The 25,382-nt window shown below is 73.8% G+C and carries 13 protein-coding genes; 1 reads left to right on the top strand and 12 read right to left on the bottom strand.

Annotation, left to right across the window (positions count from 1 at the left end; translation table 11 throughout):
- Positions 1–133: 133 nt before the first annotated feature.
- The 11 genes from AC07AB_RS06435 to fabI all read right to left on the bottom strand — a co-directional run bounded on the left by AC07AB_RS06435 (position 134) and on the right by fabI (position 23,476).
- A complete protein-coding gene (locus AC07AB_RS06435; RefSeq protein ID WP_478560939.1) occupies positions 134–871 on the bottom strand; it encodes an ABC transporter permease in 738 nt (245 codons plus the stop codon).
- Positions 871–1,590 (bottom strand): ABC transporter ATP-binding protein, encoded by a 720-nt coding sequence (locus AC07AB_RS06440; RefSeq protein ID WP_478560942.1) that lies wholly within the window; start codon positions 1,588–1,590, stop codon positions 871–873. The genes AC07AB_RS06435 and AC07AB_RS06440 overlap by 1 nt, the downstream gene beginning before the upstream one ends.
- Before the next feature lie 88 nt (positions 1,591–1,678).
- The gene (locus AC07AB_RS06445; RefSeq protein WP_478560945.1) at positions 1,679–2,947 is read right to left on the bottom strand and encodes a beta-ketoacyl-[acyl-carrier-protein] synthase family protein; all 1,269 of its coding nucleotides are present in this window, start codon (positions 2,945–2,947) and stop codon (positions 1,679–1,681) included.
- On the bottom strand, positions 2,944–3,198 hold the full coding sequence (locus tag AC07AB_RS06450; RefSeq protein ID WP_478560948.1) for an acyl carrier protein: 255 nt from the start codon (positions 3,196–3,198) through the stop codon (positions 2,944–2,946). The genes AC07AB_RS06445 and AC07AB_RS06450 overlap by 4 nt, the downstream gene beginning before the upstream one ends.
- A gap of 38 nt (positions 3,199–3,236) precedes the next feature.
- Positions 3,237–4,673 carry an FAD-binding oxidoreductase gene (locus tag AC07AB_RS06455; protein ID WP_478560951.1) on the bottom strand — a complete coding sequence of 479 codons (1,437 nt, stop codon included), beginning with the start codon at positions 4,671–4,673 and terminating at the stop codon, positions 3,237–3,239.
- 217 nt (positions 4,674–4,890) lie between these two features.
- A complete protein-coding gene (locus AC07AB_RS06460) occupies positions 4,891–6,552 on the bottom strand; it encodes an NAD(P)/FAD-dependent oxidoreductase (RefSeq protein ID WP_478560954.1) in 1,662 nt (553 codons plus the stop codon).
- Positions 6,549–11,054, bottom strand: a complete 4,506-nt coding sequence (locus AC07AB_RS06465; protein WP_478560957.1) for a type I polyketide synthase — start codon at positions 11,052–11,054, stop codon at positions 6,549–6,551. Before AC07AB_RS06465 ends, AC07AB_RS06460 begins: the two co-directional genes overlap by 4 nt.
- Positions 11,051–20,050, bottom strand: coding sequence for a type I polyketide synthase (locus tag AC07AB_RS06470; protein ID WP_478560960.1), 9,000 nt, complete (start codon positions 20,048–20,050; stop codon positions 11,051–11,053). Before AC07AB_RS06470 ends, AC07AB_RS06465 begins: the two co-directional genes overlap by 4 nt.
- Positions 19,996–21,342, bottom strand: a complete 1,347-nt coding sequence (locus tag AC07AB_RS06475; RefSeq protein ID WP_478560963.1) for an NAD(P)/FAD-dependent oxidoreductase — start codon at positions 21,340–21,342, stop codon at positions 19,996–19,998. Before AC07AB_RS06475 ends, AC07AB_RS06470 begins: the two co-directional genes overlap by 55 nt.
- A 21-nt stretch (positions 21,343–21,363) precedes the next feature.
- On the bottom strand, positions 21,364–22,383 hold the full coding sequence (locus tag AC07AB_RS06480; protein ID WP_478560965.1) for an MDR/zinc-dependent alcohol dehydrogenase-like family protein: 1,020 nt from the start codon (positions 22,381–22,383) through the stop codon (positions 21,364–21,366).
- A 307-nt stretch (positions 22,384–22,690) separates the two neighbouring features.
- On the bottom strand, positions 22,691–23,476 hold the full coding sequence (gene fabI / locus AC07AB_RS06485) for an enoyl-ACP reductase FabI (RefSeq protein WP_478560968.1): 786 nt from the start codon (positions 23,474–23,476) through the stop codon (positions 22,691–22,693).
- Between the two features lie 220 nt (positions 23,477–23,696).
- Between fabI and AC07AB_RS06490 the strand changes: the two genes are divergently transcribed.
- Positions 23,697–24,092: a hypothetical protein gene (locus AC07AB_RS06490; RefSeq protein WP_478560971.1), complete on the top strand. Its 396-nt coding sequence runs from the start codon at positions 23,697–23,699 to the stop codon at positions 24,090–24,092.
- A gap of 205 nt (positions 24,093–24,297) precedes the next feature.
- Here the strand turns inward: AC07AB_RS06490 and AC07AB_RS06495 are convergent, their stop codons facing one another.
- Positions 24,298–25,119, bottom strand: coding sequence for an SAM-dependent methyltransferase (locus tag AC07AB_RS06495; protein WP_478560974.1), 822 nt, complete (start codon positions 25,117–25,119; stop codon positions 24,298–24,300).
- Positions 25,120–25,382 lie beyond the last annotated feature (263 nt).

Here is a 25,382-nt window from a genome sequence, read left to right on the forward strand (position 1 = left end):
TTTTTTTTTTTTGTGGCTTTTCTTTTTTTTCTCTTCTTTTTCCTTCGAACCCACAACAACACCTCCCCCCGCCCCCTCTCCCTCCCCCCCCTCCCCCCCCCCCCCCCCACCGGGTCAGCGCCGCTCGCGGAAGCTACGCGGTGCGCCGCCGCAGCGTGCCCGCGGCCAGCACCAGGGCCAGGACCACGCACCCCATCACCACTCCGTAGCCGCGCCACAGATCTCCCGTGGCATCGACCGACGCGCCCACCTGCTGCAGCGCCTCGACCCCGTGGGCCAGTGGCATGGCCGCGCTGACGCCCTCCAGCCAGCCCGCCATCTCGGCGCGCGGCACGAAGAGGCCGGACAGCAGGATCTGCGGCAGCACCACGATCGGCAGGAACTGCACCGCCTGGAACTCGGTCCGGGCGAAGGCGCTGCACAGCAGGCCCAGGCCGACGCCGAGCAGGGCGTTGCCCACGGCGATCAGCACCACGAGCGCGCCGTTGCCCGCCGTGTCGAGGTCGAGCAGCCAGTACGCGACCGTGGTCGCCACGGTGGCCTGCACGGTGGCGGCCAGACCGAAGGCGAGTCCGTAGGCGAAGAGCAGGTCCAGCTTGCCCAGCGGGGTGGTGAAGAGCCGCTCCAGCGTGCCCGACGTGCGTTCCCGCAGCATGGCGATGCTGGTGACCAGGAACATCAGCAGGAAGGGGAAGACGCCGAGCATGATCAGCAGGACCCGGTCGAGGGTCGCGCCGTTCTTCTCGAACATGAAGTAGATCAGCGTGAGCAGCAGCAGCGGCGCGCCGATCAGCAGGCCGACCGAGCGCCGGTCGTGCCTGAGCTGCCCCAGGACCCGGCCCGTGGTGCTCAGCATCAGTCGCACCGACATCACGCCACCTCCGCCTTCTCCTGGACGAGGGTGAGGAACGCCCGGTCCAGATCGTCCGTGCCGGCCTTCTTCTTGATCGCGTCGGGGGTGTCGTCGGCGACGACGGTCCCCTCCCGGATGAGGATCAGCCGGTCGCAGCGGTTGGCCTCGTCCATGACATGGCTGGAGACGACTAATGTGGTTCCGTTGGCGGCCAGTTGGTGGAAGTGGGCCCACAGCTCCTCGCGGAGCACGGGGTCGAGGCCGACCGTGGGCTCGTCCAGGATGAGCAGTTCGGGGCGGCTGACGAGGGCGCAGGCGAGCGAGGCCCGGTTGTGCTGGCCGCCGGAGAGGGTGCGGACGATCTGGCCGGCCTGCTCCTGGAGCCCGACCTCTTTGATCGTCTCGTCCGCCGCGGCCGAGCCGAGACCGTAGAAGCTCGCGAAGTAGCGGACGTTCTCGCGGACGGTCATATCGGTGTAGACGCTCGGCGACTGGGTGAAGTAGCCGACCTTGCGGCGCAGCGACGGGGTGCCGGCCGCCTCGCCGAGCACGGTGACCCGCCCCGACTTCACCCGCTGCACGCCCACGATCGAGCGCATCAAGGTGGTCTTCCCGCTGCCGCTCGGTCCGAGCAGGCCGGTGATCCCGCCGTGCGGGATGCGTGCGCAGAGGCCGTGCAGCACCTCTTTCCCACCGCGGGTCACCACGAGGTCCTGGACCTCAATCGCGGTCTTCATGTGATCTCTCCTCGCAGGAAACTCACCCAACGTTGAATTCAACCGTAGGTGAAAAAGTTCCGGGTGGGAAGTCCGCGCGCACGGACCGTCACCGCCGGCGGCGCAGCAGCAGGGAGACGTTCTGGCCGCCGAAGGCGAACGAGTTGCTGAGCGCCGCGAGCGCGCCACCGGGGAGCGCCCCCGGCCCGCCCCTGACCACGGCCCGCAGCACATCCCGCGCGATGGCCGGGTCGGGCTCGTCGAGGTTGGCGGTCGGCGGCACGGTGCCGTGATGGAGTGTCAGGACAGTGATCACCGCCTCCAACGCGCCTCCCGCGCCCAGCAGATGACCCGTCAGGGACTTCGTCGCGGCCACCGAGGCGCCGCCGAGCCCCGGCCCCAGCACCTCGCGCAGCGCCACCGCCTCCGCCGCGTCCCCCGTCGGCGTACCGGTCGCGTGCGCGTTGACATGGGCGGTCTCGCCATGCGCCGCACCCGCGTCGGCGAGCGCGCGGCGCATCGCGCGCACCGCGCCCGCGCCCGAGGGATCGGGGTTGGCGATGTGGTACGCGTCCGCGGAGCGGCCCGCGCCCGCCAACTCCGCGTAACCGCGCGCGCCGCGCCGCGCCGCGTGCCCGGCCGACTCCAGCACCATGACGCCCGCGCCCTCGCCCAGGACGAAGCCGTCGCGCCCCGCGTCGAAGGGCCGGCAGGCGCCCTCGGGGTCGTCGTTGCGCCGGGAGAGCGCGCGCATCGCCGCGAACCCCGCCACGACGACCGGATGGATCATCGCGTCGGCGCCGCCCGCCAGCACCACGTCCGCCTGCCCGGACCGGATCAGCTCGCGCCCGCGGGCCAGCGCGTCCGCGCCCGACGCGCAGGCGGCGGCGGGGGCGTGCAGTTCGGCGGTGGCGCCGAACTCCAGGGCGATCCAGGCGGCGGGGCCGTTGGCCATGTACATCGGCAGGGTGAGCGGGGAGACCCGCTTCCAGCCGCGCTCCCGCAGCACGTCGTACTGGTCGAGCAGGTCCCCCACCCCGCCCCCGCCCGAGGAGACCGCGACCGCGAACCGCTCGGGCGCCGCGTCCGGCGCCCCCGCGTCCGCCCACGCCTCGCGGGCGGCCAGCAGGGCCAGTTGCTGCACCCGGGACAGCCGGCGCGTCTCGTGGACCGCCAGCCGCTCGGCCGGCTCCACGGCCGCCGGCGCGGCGATCCGCACCGGCAGATCGGCCGCCCACGCCTCCTCGACGCGGCGCACCCCGCTGACGCCCGCGAGGAGGCCCTTCCACATCGTCGGAACGTCGCCTCCGACCGGGCCGGCCGCCCCGAGCCCGGTGACGATCACCTCGCGGTCGTCGGCGGAGTGACCGCCGGTCATGCCGTGACTCCCGCCCCCTGGATATAGGCGACCAGGTCGCCCACGGTGCGCAGCCCCCGCATGTCCTCGTCCGGCACCTCGACGCCGAAGCGGTCCTGCGTCGTCATGCCGATCTCGTACATGGACAGCGAGTCGACATCCAGGTCGTCGACGAAGGACTTCTCCGCGGTGCTCCGCGCGGGCGCGACGCCGCAGATGTCGTGCAGAATCTCCGCGACGCCGGCCAGGATCTCCTGCTCGGTGTGTGCCATGGTGTGCGACCTCCTCGGTCAGCGGGTGTGATGTTCCGTCAGCCAGCGATGTGATGCACCGTCAGCCCGGCCGACCGCAGCCGGGTGGCCACCGGTTCCGGGATGCCGTGCCGGGCGATGTCCGCCTCGGTGAGCGAGAGCGGGATGCTGTGCGGGTGGTGGAAGACGTCGCCGGGGTCGTAGCGGCGCTTGACCTCCATCAACCGCGGCAGGTTCTCCTCGTAGTAGGCCCAGAGCCAGTTCTCCAGGGCCAGATCGATGGTGTTGACGTACGCGGCGCCGGTGGTGTGCGGGGCCATCGCGTGGCGCAGCGCCTTGATCCAGGTGAGGTTCTTCCCGTCGTCCTCGGGCAGGTCCCAGTCGGTGCGGTACTCGAAGGCCATCAGCCCCGTCCGGTGCACGAACGCCGTGTCGGTGCGCGCCGGGCGGCCGATGGCCCCGCCCATGCCGTAGACGGCCACCTCCGCGCGGTGGCTCGGCGGATCGGTGAGAAAGCCCCGAAGGGTGGCGATCGCCGCGTCGTCCAGCGGCTCGGCGATGATGGCCGAACTGCCCTGCGCCCGCACCTGATCGGCCGCCGCCGCCTCGCCCTGCAGCGCCTCCACGGTGTCGACGGCCTGGATGAACGGCATCGGCTCCACGACCTGGTCCTGCGGCGGCACCGCGGTCACCAGGGGCCGCATCAGCTCCTCGAACTCCGCCGCCGGACCGTCGTACACGCCGAAGGCCGCCACCAGGTCCTGCTCGCGCGGGAAGAGCGAGAGGAAGGTGTTGACCCGGTCGTCCGTCGACGCCAGCCAGCTCTGCCACGCCCGCACCGCCGGGGCGAACCGCTCCCAACTCCAGCTGAAGGTGAAGAGGGTGACCTCGTCGACCGGTGAGGTGCGCAGCGTGTACGAGGTGGCGATGCCGTAACTGCCGCCTCCCCCGCCCCGGCAGGCCCAGAACAGGTCGGGGTGCTCGCGCTCGTCCACGGTGCGCGCCCGGCCCTCGGCGTCGACCAGTTCCAGGGCGGTGAGGTGGTCGACCAGGGCGCCGCGGGAGCGGGACAGGACGCCCATGCCGCCGCCCAGCACATGGCCGCCGATGCCGATCCGCGGGCAGGTGCCCGCCGGTATCGTCACGCCCGCTTGCCACAGCGCGCGGTAGATGTCGCCGAGCCGGGCCCCGCCGCCGACGGTCACCAGCGAGCGGTCCTCGCTGAGGGTGATGGAGTCGAGGCCGCCCAGGTCGATGACGACCCCGTCCTCGATACTGCTGAGCCCGGCCATGGAGTGGCCGCCCGAGCGGACCCGGAACGGGATGCCGCGCTCCCGCACGCTGCGCAGCGCGTCCGCCACCGCCTCGGTGCTGTGACAGACCATCACCTCGCGGGGGCGGGAGGCGAAGCACGCGTTCCAGGTGCGGCTCACCTCCTCGAAGCCGGGGTCCCCCGGGGTGAGGACCGTACCGGCGAAACGGGCAGAGGTTGCCATGCGTGCTCCTTGTAACGGTCGGGGCGGTACGGGCGGGTCGAGGGGTACGGGCTGGTCGAGGGCTACGGGCGGGTCGAGGGGTACGGGCCGGATCGAGGGCCACGGGCGGGTCGCCGGAGGGGTACGGGCCGGGTCGCCGGAGTGGTGCGGACGGGGCGGGCGTACGGGCGGGGCCGGACATACCCGCAAGCGGACCGGCGTACGGGCGGCGGCGCCCTCAGCCGCCCCGCAGAACGCTCTTGATCCCGGCGCGGACCAGCGGGGCGATGTCCTTCGGCGCCCCGCGGACCGTCCACAGGGCCAGCCTCAGCAGTGTCACCGGGGTGATCCGCAGCGAACGGGCCGCGGGGTCACCGAGCTTGAAGGCCGCGGGCACGAACTCCGCCTCGCGGACGGACCGGAAGATCCGCTCGCTCGCGGCGCGCGGGTCCAGCTCCCCGGCGGCGACCGCCGCGCACGTGGCGCCGGCCGCGGTGAAGAGCCGGTGGTAGCCCTCGTGTCCGGCGAAGACATGGCCGCGGTGCGGCACCGTCTCCAGGGCCCGCAGCGCCGCGTCCCCGCCGGTGGAGCGGAGCTCGGACCAGGCGGTGAGCATCGGGAACCCGCCGAAGCGGAAGCCGACTTCGAGGACGAAGAGCACGGACCGCACCAGCGCCGGGTCGCACAGCGACGCGTGCACCATGGCGGCCAGTTCGTCGTTGGCATCCAGGTGATCACGGGTCAGTTCGCCGACGAGAGCGAAGCGTTCGGCGGAGAAGTCGCCGTCGCGCACGGCGTCCAGCAGCCGCCGGGCGAGGATGTTCACCGTCTCCAGGGCGAGGCCGAGGCCGCGCGATATGAAGGGGTCGACGTAGCCCGCGGCGTCCCCGATGAGGCACCAGCGCTCGCCGGCCGTGCGGCTCGCCGCGTACTGGTTGCGCTCGGTCGCCAGCCATGGGCGCCCGGCGACCGCGTCGGCGAACTGGTGCGCCAGCGTGGGGAATCGGGCGACGAAGGCCCGGAACTCCTCCTCCGCCGTCCGCCCCGCCCCCTCCCTCGCGGGGTGGCGCCGGGCGTCCAGCGTCAGGCTGACGCTGAACAGCCCGCCGGTGGAGTCGGGGTGGTTGCCCAGCGGCAGCACCGCGAGGTACGCGCTGTCCGTGAGGTGGTGCATGCTGCCCCGGTGCCAGGGCAGCGGCGGCCGGTAGGCCGCGGCCCGGTCGGCCACCGCGTCGGCGAACGGCCGTATCCGCGTCATATGGGTGGTGAGCGTGCGGCTGACCGTGGCGAAGCGGACCGGTTCCTCCCGCAGCCCCAGCCCGGACACCAGCGGCGAGTCGGGCCCGGAGGCGTCCACCAGGTACCGGGCCCGGATCTCGGCGCCGTCCGAGAGCCGGACGACCGCGCTGTCCGGGCCCGCCGCCGCCCCGGTGACCTTGGCGCCCCGGCGCACGTCGGCGCCCCGGTCGCGCGCGCAGCGCAGCAGGTGGGCGTCGATGTCGGGGCGGTGGAAGTGCGGTTCGGGCGGCGCGCCCTTGGGCGGGCAGACCTGGAGCAGCTCGGCCGGGTCCTGGGGCCGGCCCTCCCGGTGGTAGACGAAGCTGTGGCAGTGCTCCGCGCCGACGGTCCGGGTGATGTGCGCGTGGATGTCCTCGACGGTCGACAGCCGGGCCAGTTCCGGCGCCCTGTAGCGCTCGGCCAGCACCCGGAAGAGCCCGGCGGCGTGCACGCCCATCTCGCCGGGCGGGAAGGGCGGCGGCCGGTCCTCGTCGATGAGCGTGACGCGCGCCCCGCCGGCGGCGAGGACGGTCGCCAGGGTCGCCGCCGGCAGGGAGCCGCCGAGGATGGCGACGTCGCGGAGGTCCCCGCCTCGGGGGTGTGCGCGGTCGGGCGTGTTCATGGCTGCTCCGTCCTGGGCCGCGCGGCGGGCAGGTGCGGCTGCGCACCGGGCCGCGCGGCGGGCTCGTCGGGTGCGGGCAGGAAGCCGCTGCGGATCATCCAGCCGAAGTACGTGTCGAGGAGCGCGTCGTCGAGCGGCGGGCAGCCGATGCCGCTGCCGTCCAGCGCGCGCCGCAGGTTGTCCACCCGGTAGGTCATGGAGTCCTGGCCGGTCCGGACGATCTCGCTGATGGTGTCGATGAGCGGGTGCAGCGCGTTGTCCTCCAGGCCCACCCCGGCGCGGAAGTCCGCCACCCACTCGGGCCCCGGCCGCCGGCCGACCTGCCAGCCGCGCCGCCGGAGGTAGCCGACCAGTTCCTCGAAGGTGATGCGCTCGGGGTTCAGGAGGTGGAAGTTCTGCCCGAACCGGGTCGTCTTCGAGGCGTGCACCAGGGCGCGGCTGACGTAGTCGGCCGGGGTCATCTCGACGAGCATGTCGAGTTCGGGCGCCGAGCCGAACTGGACGCAGCCCTTGATGACCGCGCAGGTGAAGCTGGAGGTGACGCAGACGCCTCGGCGCGAGTCGCCCATGATCTGGCCGAGCCGGTAGACGTTGACCGGCACCCCGCGCTCGCGGGCGGCGGACACCAGCCGCTCCGCCGCCCACTTGGTCTGGAGGTAGCCGTTGGGCAGCCGCCCGGCCCGCTCCAGGCCGTCGTCCTCGGCGAAGGTGGAGGTGAGGTCTTCGGGCACGCCCCAGACCCCGAACGTCGAGACGTGGCTGACGGGGGTCAGCGGCCCCCGGCAGGCGAGCCGCAGGACCTCCTGGGTGCCTCCGACGTTGGTGGCCCGCAGATGCCGGTAGCTGTGGACGAAGTTGACGTTGGCGCCGTTGTGGTAGATCGCGTCGACGCGGTGGGCGAGGGCGTCGAAGGCTTCCTCGCTGAGGCCGAGGAGCGGCCGGGAGAGGTCGCCGGGCACCGCCACGATCCGCTTCTCGTCCCCTTCGCGCCAGTTCGCATAGCGTTCGGCGCCCGCGCGCAGCCGGGCCAGCCCGGCGGCGGGGTCGTCGGCGCGTACGAGGCAGTGGACCGTCGCCTTGGTGGAGCGCAGCAGTTCGTCCAGGAGGAACGCGCCGACGAATCCGGTGGCGCCGGTGAGCAGGACGTCGGCGGGGTCGCGCCAGGCTTCGCCGGGCCCGCCGTGCCCGTCGGCGGGCCGGATGTCCGGGTCCAGTACGGCGTCGGCCCGGAGCACGGCCGTATCGGTCCAGTCGGGGGCCGCCGCCGGGGCGTCGCGCACGGTCGCGCCGGGCAGCCCGTGGTCCTGCTCCGCGCGTTCGGTGATCAGCGCCGACCAGTCGGTGACGGTGGGCCGCTCGAAGAGTTCGCGCGGGGAGAGGGCGAGCCCCAGTTCGGTCTTGCAGGCGGTGACCACCTGCATCACCATCAGCGAGTCCGCGCCGAGTTCGAGCAGGTCGGCGTCGGCGGCGATCTCCTCGGCCGGGGTCCACAGCATGGCGGCGAGCAGTTCCAGGAGGTGGGCGGCGACGAGGCCGGGCCGCTCTTCCGGGACCGCTTCGGTGAGCCGGGCGAGCAGCGCCGGGGCGGTGGCGGTTTCGGCGTCCCCTTCGGCTCCAGCGGGTCCGTCGGCCGTACGCGCGGCAGGCGCGGCCGTGGGTACGGCCTTGGGTACGGCCTTGGGTACGGCCGCCCGCTCCTGGAACCAGTAGCGCTGCCGCTGGAACGCGTACGTGGGGAGGTCCACGGGGGCGGCGGGCGACCCGGCGTGGACCGCCTGCCAGTCCACCGGGGCCCCGAGCACGTACAGGCCGCCGAGCGCCGTACGGACCTGCTCGGCGTCGTCGGCGGTGCGGCGCAGCGAGGCGAGCCAGGTGCGGTCCGGTCCGGGGAGGGCCGTGGCGCCGAGGCCGAGCAGGGTGCGGCCGGGGCCGGCCTCCAGGAAGGCGGTGAACCCGAGCCGGTCCAGGGTGCGCAGCCCGTCGGCGAACCGGACGGTCCTGCGGGCGTGCCGGCACCAGTATTCGGGGTCGGCGAGGGTGTCGGGGCCGACGGCCTCGCCGGTGAGGTTGGAGATGACGGGGATGCGCGGCGCGGTGCAGCTGATCCGTGCGGCGGTCGCGCGCAGTTCGGCCAGCGACGGTTCGACCAGGGGCGAGTGGAAGCCGTGCGAGACGCGCAGCCGCCGGGCCCGGACCCCGCGCCCGGCGAGGCGGGCGGCGACGCGGTCGACGGCGTCGGCGGCGCCCGACAGTACGCATTCCCGCTCGCCGTTGACGGCGGCGAGCGCGAGGGGGCCGCCGTCGGCCTCCGCCTCCGCGGCCGCCTCGGCCGCGGTGAGCGGCACGGCGAGCATGGCGCCCGGCTCGCAGAGCCGCTGCATCAGCGCGGCGCGGGCGGTGACCAGCGTGAGGGCGTCGTCGAGGCTGAACACCCCGGCCACGCAGGCTGCCACGTACTCCCCGACGCTGTGTCCCAGGACGGCGCCGGGCCGGATGCCCCAGGCGTGCCAGAGGCGGGACAGCGCGTACTCGACGGCGAAGAGCGCCGGCTGGGTGTAGGCGGTGCGGTCCAGGAGCGCGGTGTCCTTCGGGTCGCCGTGCAGCACGTCGAGCAGCGGGCGTTCGAGGCGGTCGCGCAGCAGGGCGTCGCACTCGTCGAGGGCGGCCCGGAAGACGGGTTCGGTGTCGTAGAGGCCGCGGCCCATGCCGGGGTACTGGCTGCCCTGGCCGGTGAAGAGGAACGCGACCTTCGCGCGCCTGCGGGGCGCGGCCCGTCCGCTGGAGACGCCCGGTGCGCTCTGCCCGGCGGCGAACTTGGCCAGCCTGTCGCGCAGTTCGGCCTTGGAGGTGGCCACCAGCGAGGCACGGTAGGGGAGTTGGGCACGGCCCAGGGCCGCTGCCTGGCACACTTCCGCCGTCGAACCGGCGCCTGCCGCCGCGCCCGTACGGTCGTCGCGATCCACCGCGGCGTTGCCCGCGGCGAGCTCCGTGGGCAGGCCGAGGCGGGCCGCGTAGCGGGCGGCCAGGTCGCCGAGCGCCGCGCGGGACGCCGCGGACAGGACCAGCAGTTCGTGCGAGCGGCGGGCCGCGGGGGCGCTCGGAACGGGCCGCGCCGGGGCCTCGCCCATGATCAGGTGCACGTTGGTGCCACTCACCCCGAAGGAGCTGACGCCCGCGTAGCGGCCGTCGGGCGAGGCCGGCCAGGGCGTGGGGGCGGTGGGCACGGTGAGGTGCAGCCGGTCCCAGTCCACGTTGGGGTTGGGCACGGTGAAGTGCAGGCTGGGCGGTATCTGCCCGCGCTGGAGGGAGAGCGCGAGCTTCATCAGCCCGGCCGCCCCGGCGGCGGCCTCCAGGTGCCCCACATTGGTCTTCACCGACCCGATGTACACACGCCGGTCAGCGGGCCTGCCGGGGCCCAACACCGCTTCCAGGGCGCGCAGTTCGATGGGGTCGCCGAGCATCGTGCCCGTACCGTGCGCCTCGACGCAGCCGATTCCGGCGGGGGCGACCCGGGCGTCCGCGAGGGCCGCCCGGATCACCTCCTGCTGCGCCGGGCCGCTGGGCACCGAGATGCCGCTGGAGCGCCCGTCGTGGTTGACGGCGCTGCCGTGGATGACGGCCACCACCGGGTCGCCGTCCGCGAGCGCGTCCGCCAGCCGCTTCAGCACGACGATGCCGCACCCCTCGCCGCGCGCGTAACCGTCGGCCGAGGCGTCGAACGCCTTGGAGCGCCCGTCGAGCGCCAGCGCCCCCGCCTTGCTGACCAGGACGAAACCGTAGGGCGTCAGCATCAGGCTGACCCCGCCCGCGAGCGCGAGGTCGCACTCGCCCCGGCGCAGGCTCTGGCACGCGAGGTGGGCGGCGAGCAGCGAGGAGGAGCACGCCGTGTCGACGACGTGCGCGGGGCCGCGCAGCCCGAAGTGGTAGGCGACGCGCCCGGCGAGGAACGCGGGCTCGGCCATCAGCTGGTAGGCGTCCACGTCGCTCACGTCGGTGAGCTGCTGGCGCATGCGCGCGTAGTCGCTGGTGCTGGCGCCGAGGAAGACGCCGGTGGCGCTGTCCGCCAGGCGGTCGGGGGCGATCCGGGCGCGCTCCAGCGCCTCCCAGGCCACCTCCAGGGTGAGGCGCTGCTGCGGGTCCATCGCCACCGCCTCGGCCGGGGAGATGCCGAAGAGTTCGGCGTCGAAGGCGTCGGCCCGGTCGATGAACCCGCCCTCGACGCAGTACGCCTTGCCGGGCGCGTCCGGGTCGGGGTCGTACACGGCGTCCGCGTCGCCCCGGTCGGCCGGGAAGCGGCCGATGGTGTCGGTGCCGTCGCGGAGCACCCGCCAGAACGCCTCCGGGGAGTCGGCGCCGCCGGGGAAGCGGCAGCCCATGCCGATGATCGCGACGGGCCCGTCCGTCTGCTGGTACTGCTCAAGCCGGGTCCGCAGCTGCGCGATCCGGTCGAGGGCGTGGGCCAGCCTGGCCCGGTCGTCCATGTCCCTGTCCCTTCCGGTCATTGCTCCGCCTCTCCGCGGTACGTGGTGTCGGTACGGGTCCGGGCCGGGCGTCCGATGCCCAGGGCGTCGACCCCGGCCATCTCGCGCTCGAAGCGGGCCGCGAGGTCGTCGTCCCCGTCGGCGTCCGGGGCGGGTGCGTCGGGGCCCACGTCCGGGGCGGGGGCCTCCGCGGCCCCGAGGGCGAGCACGTCCGTCGCGAGATATCCGGCGAGCGCCTCGGCGTTGGGGTATTCGAAGACCAGGGTGTTGGGCAGCGAGCAGTCGAAGCGCCGCTGCAGGCGGATCTTCATCTCCAGCGAGGTGACCGAGTTCATGCCCAGGTCGAAGAAGCCCTGCCGGGGGTCCAGTTCGTCGTCCGAGTCGGCGCCGAGCGCCACGGCCGCCTCGGCCAGCACATGGCCCACGAGGGCATCGAGGCGCTCCTCGGGGTGCAGCGCCGCCAGCTCCCGGCGCAGGACGGCGGCCTTGGCCGCGCCCGCCGTGCCCGCGGCGTCGTCCTCGGACGACAGCTCGTCGAAGAGCGGCCAGCCGGCCTTGCGGTAGAGGGGCAGCATGATGCCCCAGTCCGCCTGGCAGACGCCCGCCTCGACGGGTCCGGCGGCGACGAGCGCGTCGAGGGCCGCGACGGCCGCCTCGGGCCGCAGCGGTTCCAGGCCCGCCCGTACCATCATCGACCTGCTCTCCTTGCCGAGCCCGCCGACCTCGTCCCACGGCGCCCAGCGGACGCACAGACCGGTACGGCCACGGGCCCGGCGGTGCTGGACGAGGGCGGCCAGCAGCGCGTCCGCCGGGGCCTGGCGGGCCGCGCCCACCGAACCCCAGGCCGAGGCGATGCCGCTGAAGACGACGAAGAACTCCAGTTCGCGCTCGCCGTCTTGTGCCGTCAGCAGTTCGTCGAGGTGCCAGGCGCCGAGGGCGCGGTCCCGGACGGCGCCGGTGAGTTCGGGCAGTCCGACGGCCGCGGTGTCGCACAGCTCCCAGTCGACGGCGAGCCACAGGACCCCGCGCAGCGGCGTGCCGCCGGCCCGCGCGGCCTCCAGCGCGCCGGCCAGGGCGGCGGGGTCGGCCGGGTCGCACGCCACGGCCAGCGGCTCCGTACCGCCCGCGCCGGACCCGGACGCGGGCGGGCCGTCTTCGGGCCGGTACGCGAGGACGACGCGTTCGGCGCCGCGCCCGGTCAGCCAGCGGGCGATGTGCGAGCCCAGGCGGCCGGTGCCGCCGACGACCAGATACGCGCCGCCGGGCTCGGACGCCGCCTCGGTGCGTACGGGCCCGCTCGTACGGTCGCGGGTGACGCGCTGCACCAGGCGCCGCCCGGAGCGCAGCGCGACGCGGTCCTCGCCGTCGGGCGCCGTCAGCTCGTCCAGTACGGCCGTGGCTTCGGCGTCGGGGCCGCCCGCTCGGTGCGGGTCCAGGTCGAGCAGACCGCCGCGGGCAGTGGGGTGTTCGAGGGCGGCGACCGTGGCCAGCGGCCACAGCGGCGTGTGTGTCTCGGCGACCGGCGGGCCGCCCGCCGCCCCCGTCGTGCCGGCCGCGCAGGCGCCGCGCGTGACGTACCGGACGGGCCGCGGGACGCCGTCCGCGCCGAGGGCGCGGGCGAGGCCGAGCACGGAGTCGTAGGCGCGTCCGAGCGCCGGGTCGGCGAGGGCGGCGGCCCCCTCGCCGGAGGGGAGGTCCAGCGCCCAGAGGTGCACCGCGCCGCGGCAGCCGGGCGCGCCGAGGCTCTCCTGTACGAGCTTGGTGAGGGCTCCGGGGCCGGCGGCGTCGTCGGTGGTGACGCGTACGGTCCGCTCCCCGCGCGCGGCGAGCCGTGCGCAGAGCGCGTCGGCCACGCCGCCTCGGTCCGCCAGCACCAGCCACCATCCGGCGTCCGCGGGCTCGGTTGGACGTACGGCGGGGCGGGGGGCGGGGCGCCAGTGGTCGGTGTAGAGCAGGGCACTGGTCTGCTCGGTGAGCGGTGTGAAGCGCGCGGGCTCCAGGTCCACTCCGGTGAGCAGGGCGACGGGGGCGCCGTCCGCGTCGCCTATGCGGATGTCGCCGCGCACTCCGGTGCCCGCGCGCTCGGTGACGCGGGCTTGGACGGTGAGCCGGGGTCCGGCGGGGTCGCGGAGCAGTGTCAGCCGCGCCACGGCCCGGGGCAGCAGCGGCGTCTCGCGCGGCGTCGCGCCCGCCGCGAGCGCCAGGGTGCGCAGCGCCGCTTCGAAGAGGCCGGGCGGCAGGATCCAGCCGGTGCCCGACGGTTCGTAAGTGAACTCGGCGGTGCAGGAGCCGTCGGCGCGTACGGGCACGGTGAGCCGCAGCCCGTCCAGGCTGACGCCGTCTGCGGTCAAGGCGTCCGCGGGTGCCGCGAGTTCGCCCCCTTCGGCCCCGTCGGCGAATACGGGCGCCGTGTCCGCCGCATCCGCGCAGGGCAGCACGCGCCCCCGGGCCCGTACCGCTTCCGCGGCCGTCGCGTTCCGCGGGGCGAGCGGGAAGGTGTGCACGGTGAAGAGCGCCGCTTCGGCCGCGTCCTCCGCATCCGTCAGGGTCAACTGCGCTGTCAGTTCGGCGAGTTCGCCATCGGACGCGTCCGTCGCCGTGCCGGTCAGGAGCGGCTCGGGCAGTTCCGCCGCTTCCACGCGCAGCGGTCCGGGGCCGAAGCGGTCGCGCCCGGCGGCCAGTGCCATCTCCAGCCAGGCGGCGCCCGGCACCAGTCCGGCCCCCCGCAGCCGCCCGGTGGGCAGGGCGCTCAGCAGCCGGCCCGTCAGGTCCGCCTCGTACAGCCGGGTGCCGGGGTGGCCCGCGGCGCGGGTCCGGCGGGCCAGCAGCGGGTGAGCGGACCGATCGGTCTCCTGCCCGGCCGGCGCCGTGTTCCGGGCCGTACCGCCCTGCGGGGCGGCCAGCCAGTAGCGCTTGCGCTGCCAGGGGTAGGCGGGGGTGTCGGTCACCCGGCCGCCCGCCGGGTACATGCCGTCCCAGTCCACGGGGCAGCCGTGCGCGTGCAGGGTGCCGAGCGAGTCGAGCATGACGGCGAAGTCGTCGCCGTCCCGGCGCAGGGACGGTACGAGGACGCCCGGCACGCCGAGGTCCCGCAGGTCCTGTTCGATGAAGGTGAGCAGCAGCGGGTGGGGCGAGATCTCCAGGAAGGTGTCGAAGCCGTCGCCCGCCATGGCGCGGACGGCGGTGGAGAACCGTACGCGGTCGCGCAGGTTGCGCCCCCAGTAGGCGGCGTCGAACGCCTCTCCGCCGAGCGGGCCCCCGGTCACGGAGGAGTAGCAGGGCACTCCGCCGTGGGCGGGCCGGAGCCAGGAGAGGCGGTCGGTCAGTTCGCGGTCGAGGGGTTCGACGAGCGGGCAGTGCCCGGCGCCCGCGGCGTCGACGCGGCGGGCGAAGACCCGGCGCCGCTTGAGCGCGGCCAGCACCTCGTCGAGCGCGTCCTCGGCGCCGGACAGCACCGTGCTGCGGGCGCTGTTGGCGAGCGCCACCCACAGCCGGCCCTCGTACCCGGCGAGCGCCGCCTCGGCCTCGTCGGCCGGCAGCCCGACCACCCCCATGGCGCCGTTGCCGACCAGCCGTTCCTGGACGGCGGCGCGTTCGTGGATGAGCCGTGCCGCGTCCTCGATGCCGAGCACACCGGCCGCCTGGGCCGCGGCCACCTCGCCCATGCTGTGGCCGAGTACGGCGGCGGGCCGTATGCCGAGCGACTGCCAGCGGCGGGCGAGGGCGGTCTGCACGGCGAAGATCAGCTCTTGTCGGCGCGGGCCCGACGGGGTGTCGGCGCCGCGCTCCAGGTGGTCGAGGACCGACCAGCCGGTGTACGGGCTCAGCTGGGCGTCGCACCAGGCCATGGCCTCACGGAAGGCGGGGTCCTGCCGCAGCAGGAGCCGCCCCATGCCCGGCCACTGCGAGCCGTGGCCGGAGAAGACGAACGCCAGCTTCCGCTCGGCGCCGCCGTCCGCCCGCCCGGTGGCGACGCCGGGACCCGCGTCGCCGCGCTCGAACGCCGCGAGCCGGTCGGCGAGTTCGGCGCGGGTGCGGCCGACGACGGTGAGCCGGTGGGCCTGGTGGGCCCGGCGGGTGCTCGCGGTGAAACACAGGTCGTGCAACGGGACGCCGGCCGCTGTAACGATGGCGTCGGCGAGCCCGATGGTTCCACTCGCCCCGGTGCCCCCGGCCGCATCTACAGCGGCGGCGGCAGCCCCGGTCGCGCCGCCGGCCCCGGTCATCCCGGTGTCGTCAGCGAGCCCGGTCGCGCCGTCGGCTCCGACGAGCAGCCCGCGATAGTTGGCCGCCTGCGCGGCCAGGGCCTTCTCATCGGAGGCCGAAAGCGGCAGCAGATACGGCCGGCCGTCCCCGGGGGCCTGCCCCGCGCCGTACGGTTCCGGCTGCCGGGGCGGGCGGCCGAGGACCACATGGGCGTTGGTGCCGCTGAAGCCGAAGGCGCTCACCCCGGCCGCGCGCCGGTCCGTCGGCCACGGGATCGCGGCGGTCGGCACGTCGAAGGGGAGTTCGCGCCAGGGGATCGCGGGACTCGGCTCGTTGAAGTGGAGGTGCGGCGGTATCTCACCGCGGTTCAGGACCAGTACGGTCTTGATGAGGCCGGCGATCCCGGAGGCGGCTTCCAGGTGGCCGAAGTTGGTCTTCACCGAGCCGACCGCGATCCGCTGCCGTCCGGGGAGCCCGCCGAGCGCCGCGCCGAGCGCCTGGAGCTCGATCGGGTCGCCGAGCGGCGTGCCGGTGCCGTGGGCCTCGACGTACCCGATCTCGGCGGGCGCGACCCGGGCGTCGGCGAGCGCGTCGCGGACCAGGGCCTCCTGGGCGGGGCCGTTGGGGACGGTGAGGCCGCTGCTCGGGCCGTCCTGGTTGACGGCCGAGCCGAGGATGGTCGCCAGTACCCGGTCGCCGTCGGCGAGCGCCTTGGCGAGCGGTTTGAGCACGGCCACCCCGCAGCCCTCCCCGCGGTTGTAGCCGTCGGCGGCGGCGTCGAAGGTCTTGCAGCGCCCGTCGGCGGCGAGCGCGCCGGCGGCCTCGCTGGCGCGGTGGATGGTCGGCCGCAGGATGGCGTTGACCCCGCCGACGACGGCGATCTCGCTCTCGCCGCCGCGCAGGCTGCGGACGGCGAGGTGCACGGCGACCAGCGACGACGAGCAGGCGGTGTCCACGGCCAGGCTGGGGCCGTGGACACCGAGGAAGAAGGAGAGGCGGCCGGAGGTGGAGCAGAAGGAGTTGCCGGTGCCGAAGAACGCGTCGACGTTCTGCGGGGCGTTGGCGATGAGTTCGGCGTAGTCGTGGGAGTTCATGCCGACGAACACGCCGGTACGGGTGCCGGCCAGCCGCTCCGGGGTCTGCCCCGCGTGCTCCAGGGCCTCCCAGGCCACTTCGAGGAAGAGCCGCTGCTGCGGGTCCATGACCTTCGCCTCGCGCGGCGCGATCCGGAAGAACCGGGGGTCGAAGTGGTCCACGCGGTCCAGCCACGCGCCCAGCCGGCGGCTCTGGTCGTCGAAGCGGCCCGGCGGGGACAGGGCGATGGCGTCGGTCCCGTCGCGCAGCATGCGCCAGTAGCCGTCGGGCCCGTCGGCCCCGCCGGGGAAGCGGCAGCCGATGCCGACGACCGCGATCGGCTCGGGCCCGTCCGGGGCGGGCGCGGGGGCGGTGCTCTTGGCGCCGGCGATCTCCGGAGCGGCCCGGCGGTCGGCGCGGCGCTCCCACAGGTAGGCGGTCAGGCGCTCCACCGTCGGGTGGTCGAAGGCGACAGTGGCGGGCAGCGGCCCGAACCGGGCCTGGAGCGCGGTGCGCAGTTCGAGTGAGGTGAGGGAGTCCATGCCCATGTCGGCGAAGCCCTGGCGCCGCCGGATCGTGCCGGGCTCGTGCCCCAGCACCTCGGCCGCCGCCCGGGCGACGAGGTCGGCCACTTCGCGCCGCTCGCGCGGGAAGCCGGAGCCTGTGGCGCGTACGGCCGCGGGCTCGACCCGCTCCGGCATCGGCGCGGGCTCCGGCGGCCGGTCCACCATCAATTCGGGCACGGGCTCCGGCGGCCGCTCCCCCGCCGCCTCCCGCTCGCCCTTCTGCTCCGGCATCTGCTCCGGCACCGGCCTGAGCCAGTAGCTGCGGCGCTGCCAGGGGTAGGAGGGAAGCTTGACCGGGCGGCCGCCGGCCGGCGGCACCGCGTCCCAGCGGACCGTGGCCCCTGCCGCGTACAGCGCCCCCAGAGAGGTCAGCAGCGTCTGGGGCGCGGGGACCGCGCGGCGCAGCGACGGTACGACCAGCGCGCCGTCGGCGCCGCGGTCCTCGCAGGCGTGGGTGATGGGCAGGGCCAGGACCGGGTGCGGACCGATCTCCAGGAAGGTCCGGTGGCCCTGGTCCAGCAGGGTGTCGACGGCTTCGGCGAAGCGGACCGGTTCGCGGATGTTGCGTACCCAGTGCGCGGCGTCGAAGAGCTGCCCGTTCCCGTCCCCCGCCGGGGTGGTGGTGACCACGGGCACAGTGGGCGGCGCGGCCCGGAGCCCGTCCAGGAGTTCCGCCAGGCGGGCCTGGCAGGGCTCCATGTACGGGCTGTGGAAGGGGTAGTCGCCGGGCAGCGGGCGGCAGCCGACGCCCTGCCCGGCGAGGTCGGCCAGGAGCCGTCCCACGGCGTCCGCGTCGCCGGAGACCACGGTCGTACGGGAACTGTTGGCGGCGGCCGGCCAGATCAGCCCGGCGTACGGGTCGAGGGCGCGCCGCGTCTCGTCCTCGGAGAGGTCGAGTACGGCCATCCGGCCGCGCCCGGCCGATTCGGCGAGCAGCCGGCCGCGGTGGACGGCGACCCGTGCGGCGTCGTCGAGGGTGAGCGCGCCGGCCACGTACGCGGCGGCGATCTCGCCCATGCTGTGGCCGACGACCGCCGCGGGCTCGATGCCCCAGGAGCGCCAGAGCGCGGCGAGCGCGGCCTGGACGGCGAAGATCACGGGCTGCGCGTACTCGGTGCGGTGCAGCCGGGATTCGTCTTCGGGCCTGGCCGTCTCCTCCTTCGGCGACCAGCCCGCGTGCTCCAGGACGAGGGCGTCGCAGGCGTCGAAGGCGTCGCGGAAGGCGTCGTGGCCGCTGTCGGGCGCGAGCAGTTCGCGGGCCATGCCGGGCCATTGGGCACCCTGGCCCGAGAAGGCGAAGACGACGCTCCGCTCCCCCGCGCCGCCGGTCTCCGGGTCGCCGCCGCCGGTGCTGAGGCCGGGCGGTGCACCGCCGTCGAGGAACGCGCCGAGCCGGGCGGCGAGTTCGCCCGTACCGCTGCCGGTGACGGCGAGGCGGTGCTCGGCGTGGTGGGCGCGGCGCGCGCCCGCGGTGTGGGCGAGGTCCCGGGGCGCGGGCGCCTCGGCGTCGGTGAGCCGGTCGCGGTAGGCGCGGGCCAGGTCGGTGAGGGCGGTTCCGTCGCGGGCGGAGAGCGGGAGCAGGACCGGTCCGGCCGGTTCCGGGGTACGGGCGTCGGTGCGCGGCGGGGCGGCCTCGATGATCACGTGCGCGTTGGTGCCGCTGAGGCCGAAGGCGCTGATCCCGGCCAGCCGCGGCCGGCCGTCCCCGGTGTCCGGCAGCGGGGTCAGTTCGGTGGCGACGTCCACCGGCCAGTCCCAGCGGATGCGCGGGTTGCGCTGCCGCACATGGATGGTGGCGGGGATCTGCCGGTGCCGGAGGATCAGGGCGGCCTTGAGCAGTCCGGCGACACCCGCGGCGGCGTCCATGTGGCCGAAGTTGCTCTTCAGGGAGCCGACGGAGAGCGGGTGGTCCTCCGGGCGGCCGGCGGCCAGTACGGTGCGCAGCGCGCCCATTTCGATGGGGTCCCCGAGGGGCGTGCCGGTGCCGTGGGCCTCCACGTAGTCGATGTCCGCGGGTGCGACGCCGGCCGCGGCGAGGGCGTCGGACAGCAGCCGCTGCTGGGCCGCGCCGCTGGGCACGGTGAGCCCGGCGCTGGCCCCGTCGTGGTTGACGGCGGTGCCGCGGATGACGGCGAGGATGTCGTCGCCGTCGGCCAGGGCGTCGGAGAGCCGCTTGAGCACGACGAGGCCGCACCCCTCGCCCCGTACGATGCCGTCCGCCGAGGCGTCGAAGGGCTTGCAGCGCCCGTCCCGGGACATGGCGCGGACCTTGCACAGGAAGATGCTGAGTTCCGGGGAGAGGATCAGGTTGACGCCGCCCGCGAGGGCGATGTCGGCCTCGCCGGCGCGCAGGCTCTGGCAGGCGAGGTGGACGGCGACGAGCGATGAGGAACAGGCGGTGTTGATGGACATGCTGGGGCCCTGGAGCCCGAGCACGTGGGAGAGCCGGCCGGGGCCGAAGCTGAATTCGCGCCCGCTGGCGTACCAGGCGCCGATGCCCTCCAGTCCGGCCTGGCGGGCGTGCAGCAGGGTGTAGTCCATGCCGATGACGCCGGTGAAGACGGCGGCGCGGGTGCCGGCCAGGGCGGTGGGCGACTGGCCGGCGTCCTCCAGGGCCTCCCAGGCGACCTCCAGCAGCAGCCGCTGCTGGGGGTCCATCTCGTGGGCCTCGCGGGGCGCGATGCCGAAGAACGCCGGGTCGAACCGGTCGACGCCGTCCAGGAAGGCGCCCCACCGGCTGTACATGGTGCCGCGCTGGTGCGGGTCCGTGTCGTAGTAGCGGTCCACGTCCCAGCGTTCCGGGGGGACTTCCTCGATGGCGTCCGTCTCCGCGCGCAGGAGGCGCCAGAACTCCGGTAGCCCGTCGGCTCCGCGGGGGAACCGGCAGCCCGCCCCCACCATGGCGATCGCTTCGTGCATCGGCGCGTTCCCCTCCAACTGCTGCGGTGCTCGGCGTGCGTACGGCCGGTCGGCTTGTGTGCGCGTGCGGCCGGCCTGTGCGTGCGTACGGTCGGCTTGTGCGTACGGCCGGTCGGTCGGTCGGTCGGCCTGTGCGTACGGTCGGTCGGCCTGTGCGCGTACGGTCGGACGCCCCGTGTGCGCGTACGGCCGGTCGGTCAGAACAGGGGCGCCGCGCTCGGAGCGCGGAGCGAGCCCAGGTGCTTGTGCCACAGGTGGTCGGGGTTCTCCTCGACCTGGCGGGTGATCTCGCGCATGGCGGCGAGGGCCTTGGGCTCCGCGTCGTCGTAGACGTCGCCCTGGAGCATCTTGAGGACGTCCATGCGGTACTTGGGGTCCTGGACAAAGGCCGTGAACAGGATGTTCAGCCGGTAGTAGATGGAGATGAACTCGTACCAGTTGCCGACCGCGCGGCGCAGCTTGGACTCGTAGGTGCGGAACGCGCCCTTGCCGAAGTCGCCCTTCTCCGCGGCCGCGATGACGTCGCCGCTGAGCAGGCGGGCGCCGTTGAGGGCGACGCTGACGCCGCTGGAGAAGATCGGGTCGACGAAGCGGGCGGCGTCGCCGACGAGGGCCCAGCCGTCGCCGCAGATCTGCTTCATGGCGTAGCTGTAGTCGCCCTCGGATTTGAAGGGGCGTACCTGCTGGGAGTTCTTCAGGGCGTCGCGCAGGTCGGGGCGGCTGCCGACGCACTCCCAGAAGAAGCCTTCGAGGTCCGAGCTGGACGCTTTGAAGTGCTTTTTCTGCGTCACGACGCCCACGCTGGTGATGGTGTCGGTGATCGGGATCTGCCACACCCAGGTGTCGGTGACCGGGAGGAAGTGGATGAAGATGTAGTCCGCCTGCTCCTTGTTGACCGCGAGGGCGGAGCGGTCCAGGCGGTCGAACCAGGAGTGCACGGCGTACTGGTTGAAGACCGGGTCGCTGACCTTGAGCCCGAGCTGCCGGCCGAGGAACGTGCCGCGGCCGCTGGCGTCGATGACCATGCGCACCTTGACCGAGGACTCGCCGGCGCCGAGCGGGAAGACGATCCGGGGGCAGGGTTCGGAGAAGTCGACCCTGCGGATGCGGATGCCCTCGTAGACCTTGGCGCCCAGGCTGTTCGCGTGCTGGAGCAGCAGCAGATCGAATTTCCCGCGGTCCACGTGGTAGGTGTAATCCTGGTGCACGCCGAGCTGTTCGCGCTCGTGGAATTCGATCTCGGCGGCCCGGAATCCATGGGACATTCCCTTGAATCCCATGGTGGGGATGGACTGTTCGGTGGCCGAGGTCCAGGCGGCGCCGTATTTCCTGGGGAACGCGGCCTCCTCCATCTGCGGCAGGAATCCGATGTCGGCGAGTACGGGCGTGGTGGCGGGGATCAGCGATTCGCCGACGTGCTCGCGAGGGAAGAGATCGCCCTCGAACACTACGCAGCTCAGGCCCGCCTTGGACAGGTAGGAAGCAGCCGTGGAACCGGCCGGGCCCCCACCGATGATGCCGATATCGAAGTCAACCTCAGACACAGCTCTCCCCTTCACTTCTCTTCATTCCTCGTTGACACGGAACAGCGGGAAATAGGAGTCCAGTTGCCCCGCCGCGTAGTCGCGCGCCAGTTCCGGCATCTCGTCGAAGCCATAGACGCGCTGGTCGCCCAGTTCGAGCATCCACCCCGAGCTCTCCTGGAATTCGAGGATCTCCTCGATGTCGTGGAAGCAGCAGGCGTGGGTGTGGACGTGGATATGGCGCTTGATGCACTCGTTGGCCCGTACGGTCTCCAGCCGCATGCCGTGCTTCCAGCCGACGGTGGTCAGCACCCCCTGCCGGCCCAGGGCCCGCAGGGTCGCCCGGTGCACGGGCTTGCCGATGTTGTCGATGACGACGGCGGCCCCGCGGCGCCCGCTGAGTTCGCTGATGATGCGCAGGAACGTCCGCTCGGACTGGCGGTAGCGCTGCCGGAAGTCCGGGTCGGCGGCCATCCGGTCCTCGTCGTGGTGGAGGTCGGGGAAGAGCCGGCGGTCCACCGGGATCATGCCCTTGGCCTCGATCTCGGCGAGCCGCCGCGGGTTGCCGGAGGCCATGGCGGCCCGGAAGCCCGCGCGTCGGGCGAGTTCGAGTTCGGCCGCGGCCACCCCGCCGCCCCAGCCGAAGGCGAGCGGCGGCGGGTCCGTGCGCGCCGGGTCCGTACGCACCTGGGAGCGCCAGCAGGCGTAGGCGACCTTCCAGTTGTCCCACGCCGTCCAGTACCGCCCGTAGGAGGCGGCCCACTGCCGGAGCGAGTAGCGGGTGTCCTTCGGCAGGGGCAGCAGCAGGTGTTCGCCGATCTTCGTGCGGCGGGCCAGGACGCCGGTGGTGCCGGGGGCGTCGTAGGCGTGCACGAGTTTGACGTAACCGTCCTGGTCGGTACGGGCGAACGCCTGCATCAGGCAGAGGTCGCCCTCCTTGACGCGGGTGACCGCCTTCCCCGGGCGCACCACCCGGACGGCCCCGAAGTTGCCGATGACCATGCGGTCCTCGCCGCGCTGACGGCACACGTCCACCGGGGTCCGCTCCAGCGCGTGGCTCATATTCGCTTCCCATGAGCCGTAGAGCGGCGCCACCAGAACTTCGTTCTCGGTGATATCCGGAAAACTGAAATCCTCCCGCACCAGTTCTCCGGGCGCAAGATCTCCGGATTCCGCGCAGGCGGGTCCCGCATGCAATACCCATGCATCGGTGGTGATCACCTGAGTAGGCCCCTCGGTGAGTTCGGAATCTTCCACGGCCGGGCGCTCAAGAGCTCTCGGCGCAACGCATGGAAATCTACGTTCGGAGGGTTCTGCCCGTCTTCCGTCGGCCTGATGAATTCACCGGGCACCACCAAAGGATGAGCGTTCATCCTTTGGTGGGAGCGGCGCCCATCGCGTGCGCGCCGCCGTCGGCGTGCACGATCTCGCCCGTGACGGCGGGCATCCAGTCGGAGAGCAGGGCGCAGACGACCCGGGCGACCGGCTCGGCGTCGGCGGGGTCCCAGCCCAGCGGCGCGCGGTGCGGCCACGGCCCGCTCACCGCCTCCGCGCCGGGGATGGCCCGGGCGGCCGCCGTGTGCAGGGGCCCGGCCGCGACCAGGTTGACGCGCGTCCCCCGGCCGCCCAGATCACGGGCCATATAGCGGCAGCAGCTCTCCAGCGCGGACTTGGCCACGCCCATCCAGTCGTACGCGGGCCAGGCGACGCCGCCGTCGAAGTCCAGCCCGACCACCGAGCCGCCGCCCGCCCTGGCCAGCAGGTCGCCGAGGCCGCGGCCGAGGGCGACGAACGAGTACGCCGAGACGTGCAGCGCCGTCGCGACCGCCGGCCAGGGCGCGGCGAGGAAGCCGCCGCCGAGGATGTGCGGCGGGGCGAAGGCGGCCGCGTGCAGCACGCCGTCCACCCGCCCCCACCGCGCGTCGAGGTCCTTGGCCACGGCGGCGATGTGGTCCTCGCGGGTCACGTCGAGCTCCAGCACGTCCGGCGGGTCCGGCAGCCGCCGGGCCATCCGCTCGGTCAGCCGCAGCCCGCGCCCGAAGCCGGTGAGTACGAGCGAGGCGCCCTGCTCCTGGGCGAGGCCCGCCACCCGCCACGCGATCGAGGACTCGGTCAGCACCCCGGTGACGAGAAGGCGCTTGTTCTCCAGCAGCATGGCTCGGCTCCCCCGGCCGTTACGGCCCTCGTCCACTTCCGGCTCTCCAGAATTCACGCACCGGAACCGGGTGAATACGGCCGCACGTCCTCATTATTTCGGAGGGGGTGCGCGGCGGACCGCGCCTCTGATTCCCCAGCAGGGATGAGGATTTCACGCGGTCCGACCCGATACGGTTCGGGAACCGAGGTTTCTGGAGTGTGCCATGCCGGAGTGTGCCATGCCGAAGATCAAATACCTTTCCCCGGAGTATCTGGCGGAGTTGGAAAAGCGCGGCGGCCGAATGCCCGAGAAGCCGGGTCTCGATCTGGAGATCCAGCACGTCATCAGGGAGGCGCCGGAGGGCGGCGAGATCGCGTACTACTTCCGGATCCGCGACGGCCGCCTCGTGGAGGCCAGGCGCGGCACGCTGGAGCGGCCCAGGTGCTCGTTGCGGATGGCGTACAAGACCAGCGTCAAGCTGTCCACGCGGGAGATGAAGGCGCTCGTGGGCCTCGTCACCGGCAAGATCCGCCCGGGCGGCGACGTGGCGCGCCTGCGCTCGATGATCCCCTCGCTCCAGTCACCGGAGTTCATCGCCCTGACGGACGAGGTGCACGCGATGACGGAGTACTGACCGTACGGACGGGCATCGCGCCTTCCCGGCCGTCCGGGAGGGCGCGCGTACAGCAGTCGGCGGCCGCTCGGGCAGGGGCGGTCCGGGAACGAACGGGTGGGCCCCGTCGGCCGGTCGCCGACGGGGCCCACTGCTGCGGCGAGGCTCTTGGCGCGGCACCCGGCCGCGGCAGCCGCGCTTCAGACGACGGGTGCGCCCGCGCCCGTCACCCGCTCTTGCCGGTCTTACGGGCGACAGCCCCGTACATGGCGATGTCGCGGTCGTCCACGGGCTCCTGCCCCTCGTCGGGCTGCCACTTGTGGACCTGCGTCAGTCCGGGCTCGACGACGTCCAGGCCGGCGAAGAACTCCTCCGCCTCGGCGCGGGTGCGCAGTTGCATCTGCATGCCGCGCCGTCCGTACTCGGCGGCGACCCGGCCGACCTCTTCGGGCGCGAAGTCGGCGGTGCCGATGGTCATGGCCAGGAAGCTGCCTTCGGGCAGCGGTTCCAGGAGGCGCTGGACCAGGCGGTGGTCGTCCGGCGGGAGGATGAAGTGCAGGATGCCGATGATCATGAGGCCGACGGGTTCCCGCAGGTCCAGAAGGCGCTGGAACTCCGGGGAGTTGATGATGGCGTCGGGGTCGCGCATATCGGCGTCGACGTAGGCGGTCCGCCCCTGGACGGAACTGGTCAGCAGGGTGTCCGCGTGGTTCAGGACGATCGGGTCGTTGTCGACGTAGACGACCCGCGCGTCGGGGGCGACCTCCTGGACGACCTCGTGCAGGTTGGGCGCGGTGGGCAGGCCGGTGCCGATGTCCAGGAACTGCCGGATGCCCTGCTCACGGGCGAGATACCGCCCGGCGCGGTGCATGAACTGCCGGTTGGCACGCATATGGACCGGAAGCGCGGGCCACTCCTGGCACATCAGGTCACCGGCGTCGCGGTCCACGTCGTAGTGGTCCTTGCCGCCGAGTATGTAGTCGTACACCCGCGCCGAGTGTGCTTCGCCCGTGTTGATCCGGTCCACTGAAAAGCCCTGATGCGCCATCTCGCTCCTCAAACATCGCTCTGCGTCACCCCGGAGTGTAGGACGGCCCCTTCCGCGGGGTGCCCGGTGGCCCCCTGCGAAGGCGGCGGCAGGCGCGGAGCCCGCGTCGGGGAACTCCCGCGCCGCGCCCGTCAGTCACCGCCGCCGAACGGCTGTGAGCTGCGCGGTCCGGGAGGGAACAGCCCTGGAGAGGGGGCTCGCTCCCGCTTCGGAGACAACCCACCGGGCCCGTCAGCCCCTCGTGTCCCTCAACTCCCCGCGCT

The sequence above is a fragment of the Streptomyces sp. NPDC044033 genome, assembly GCF_056434425.1.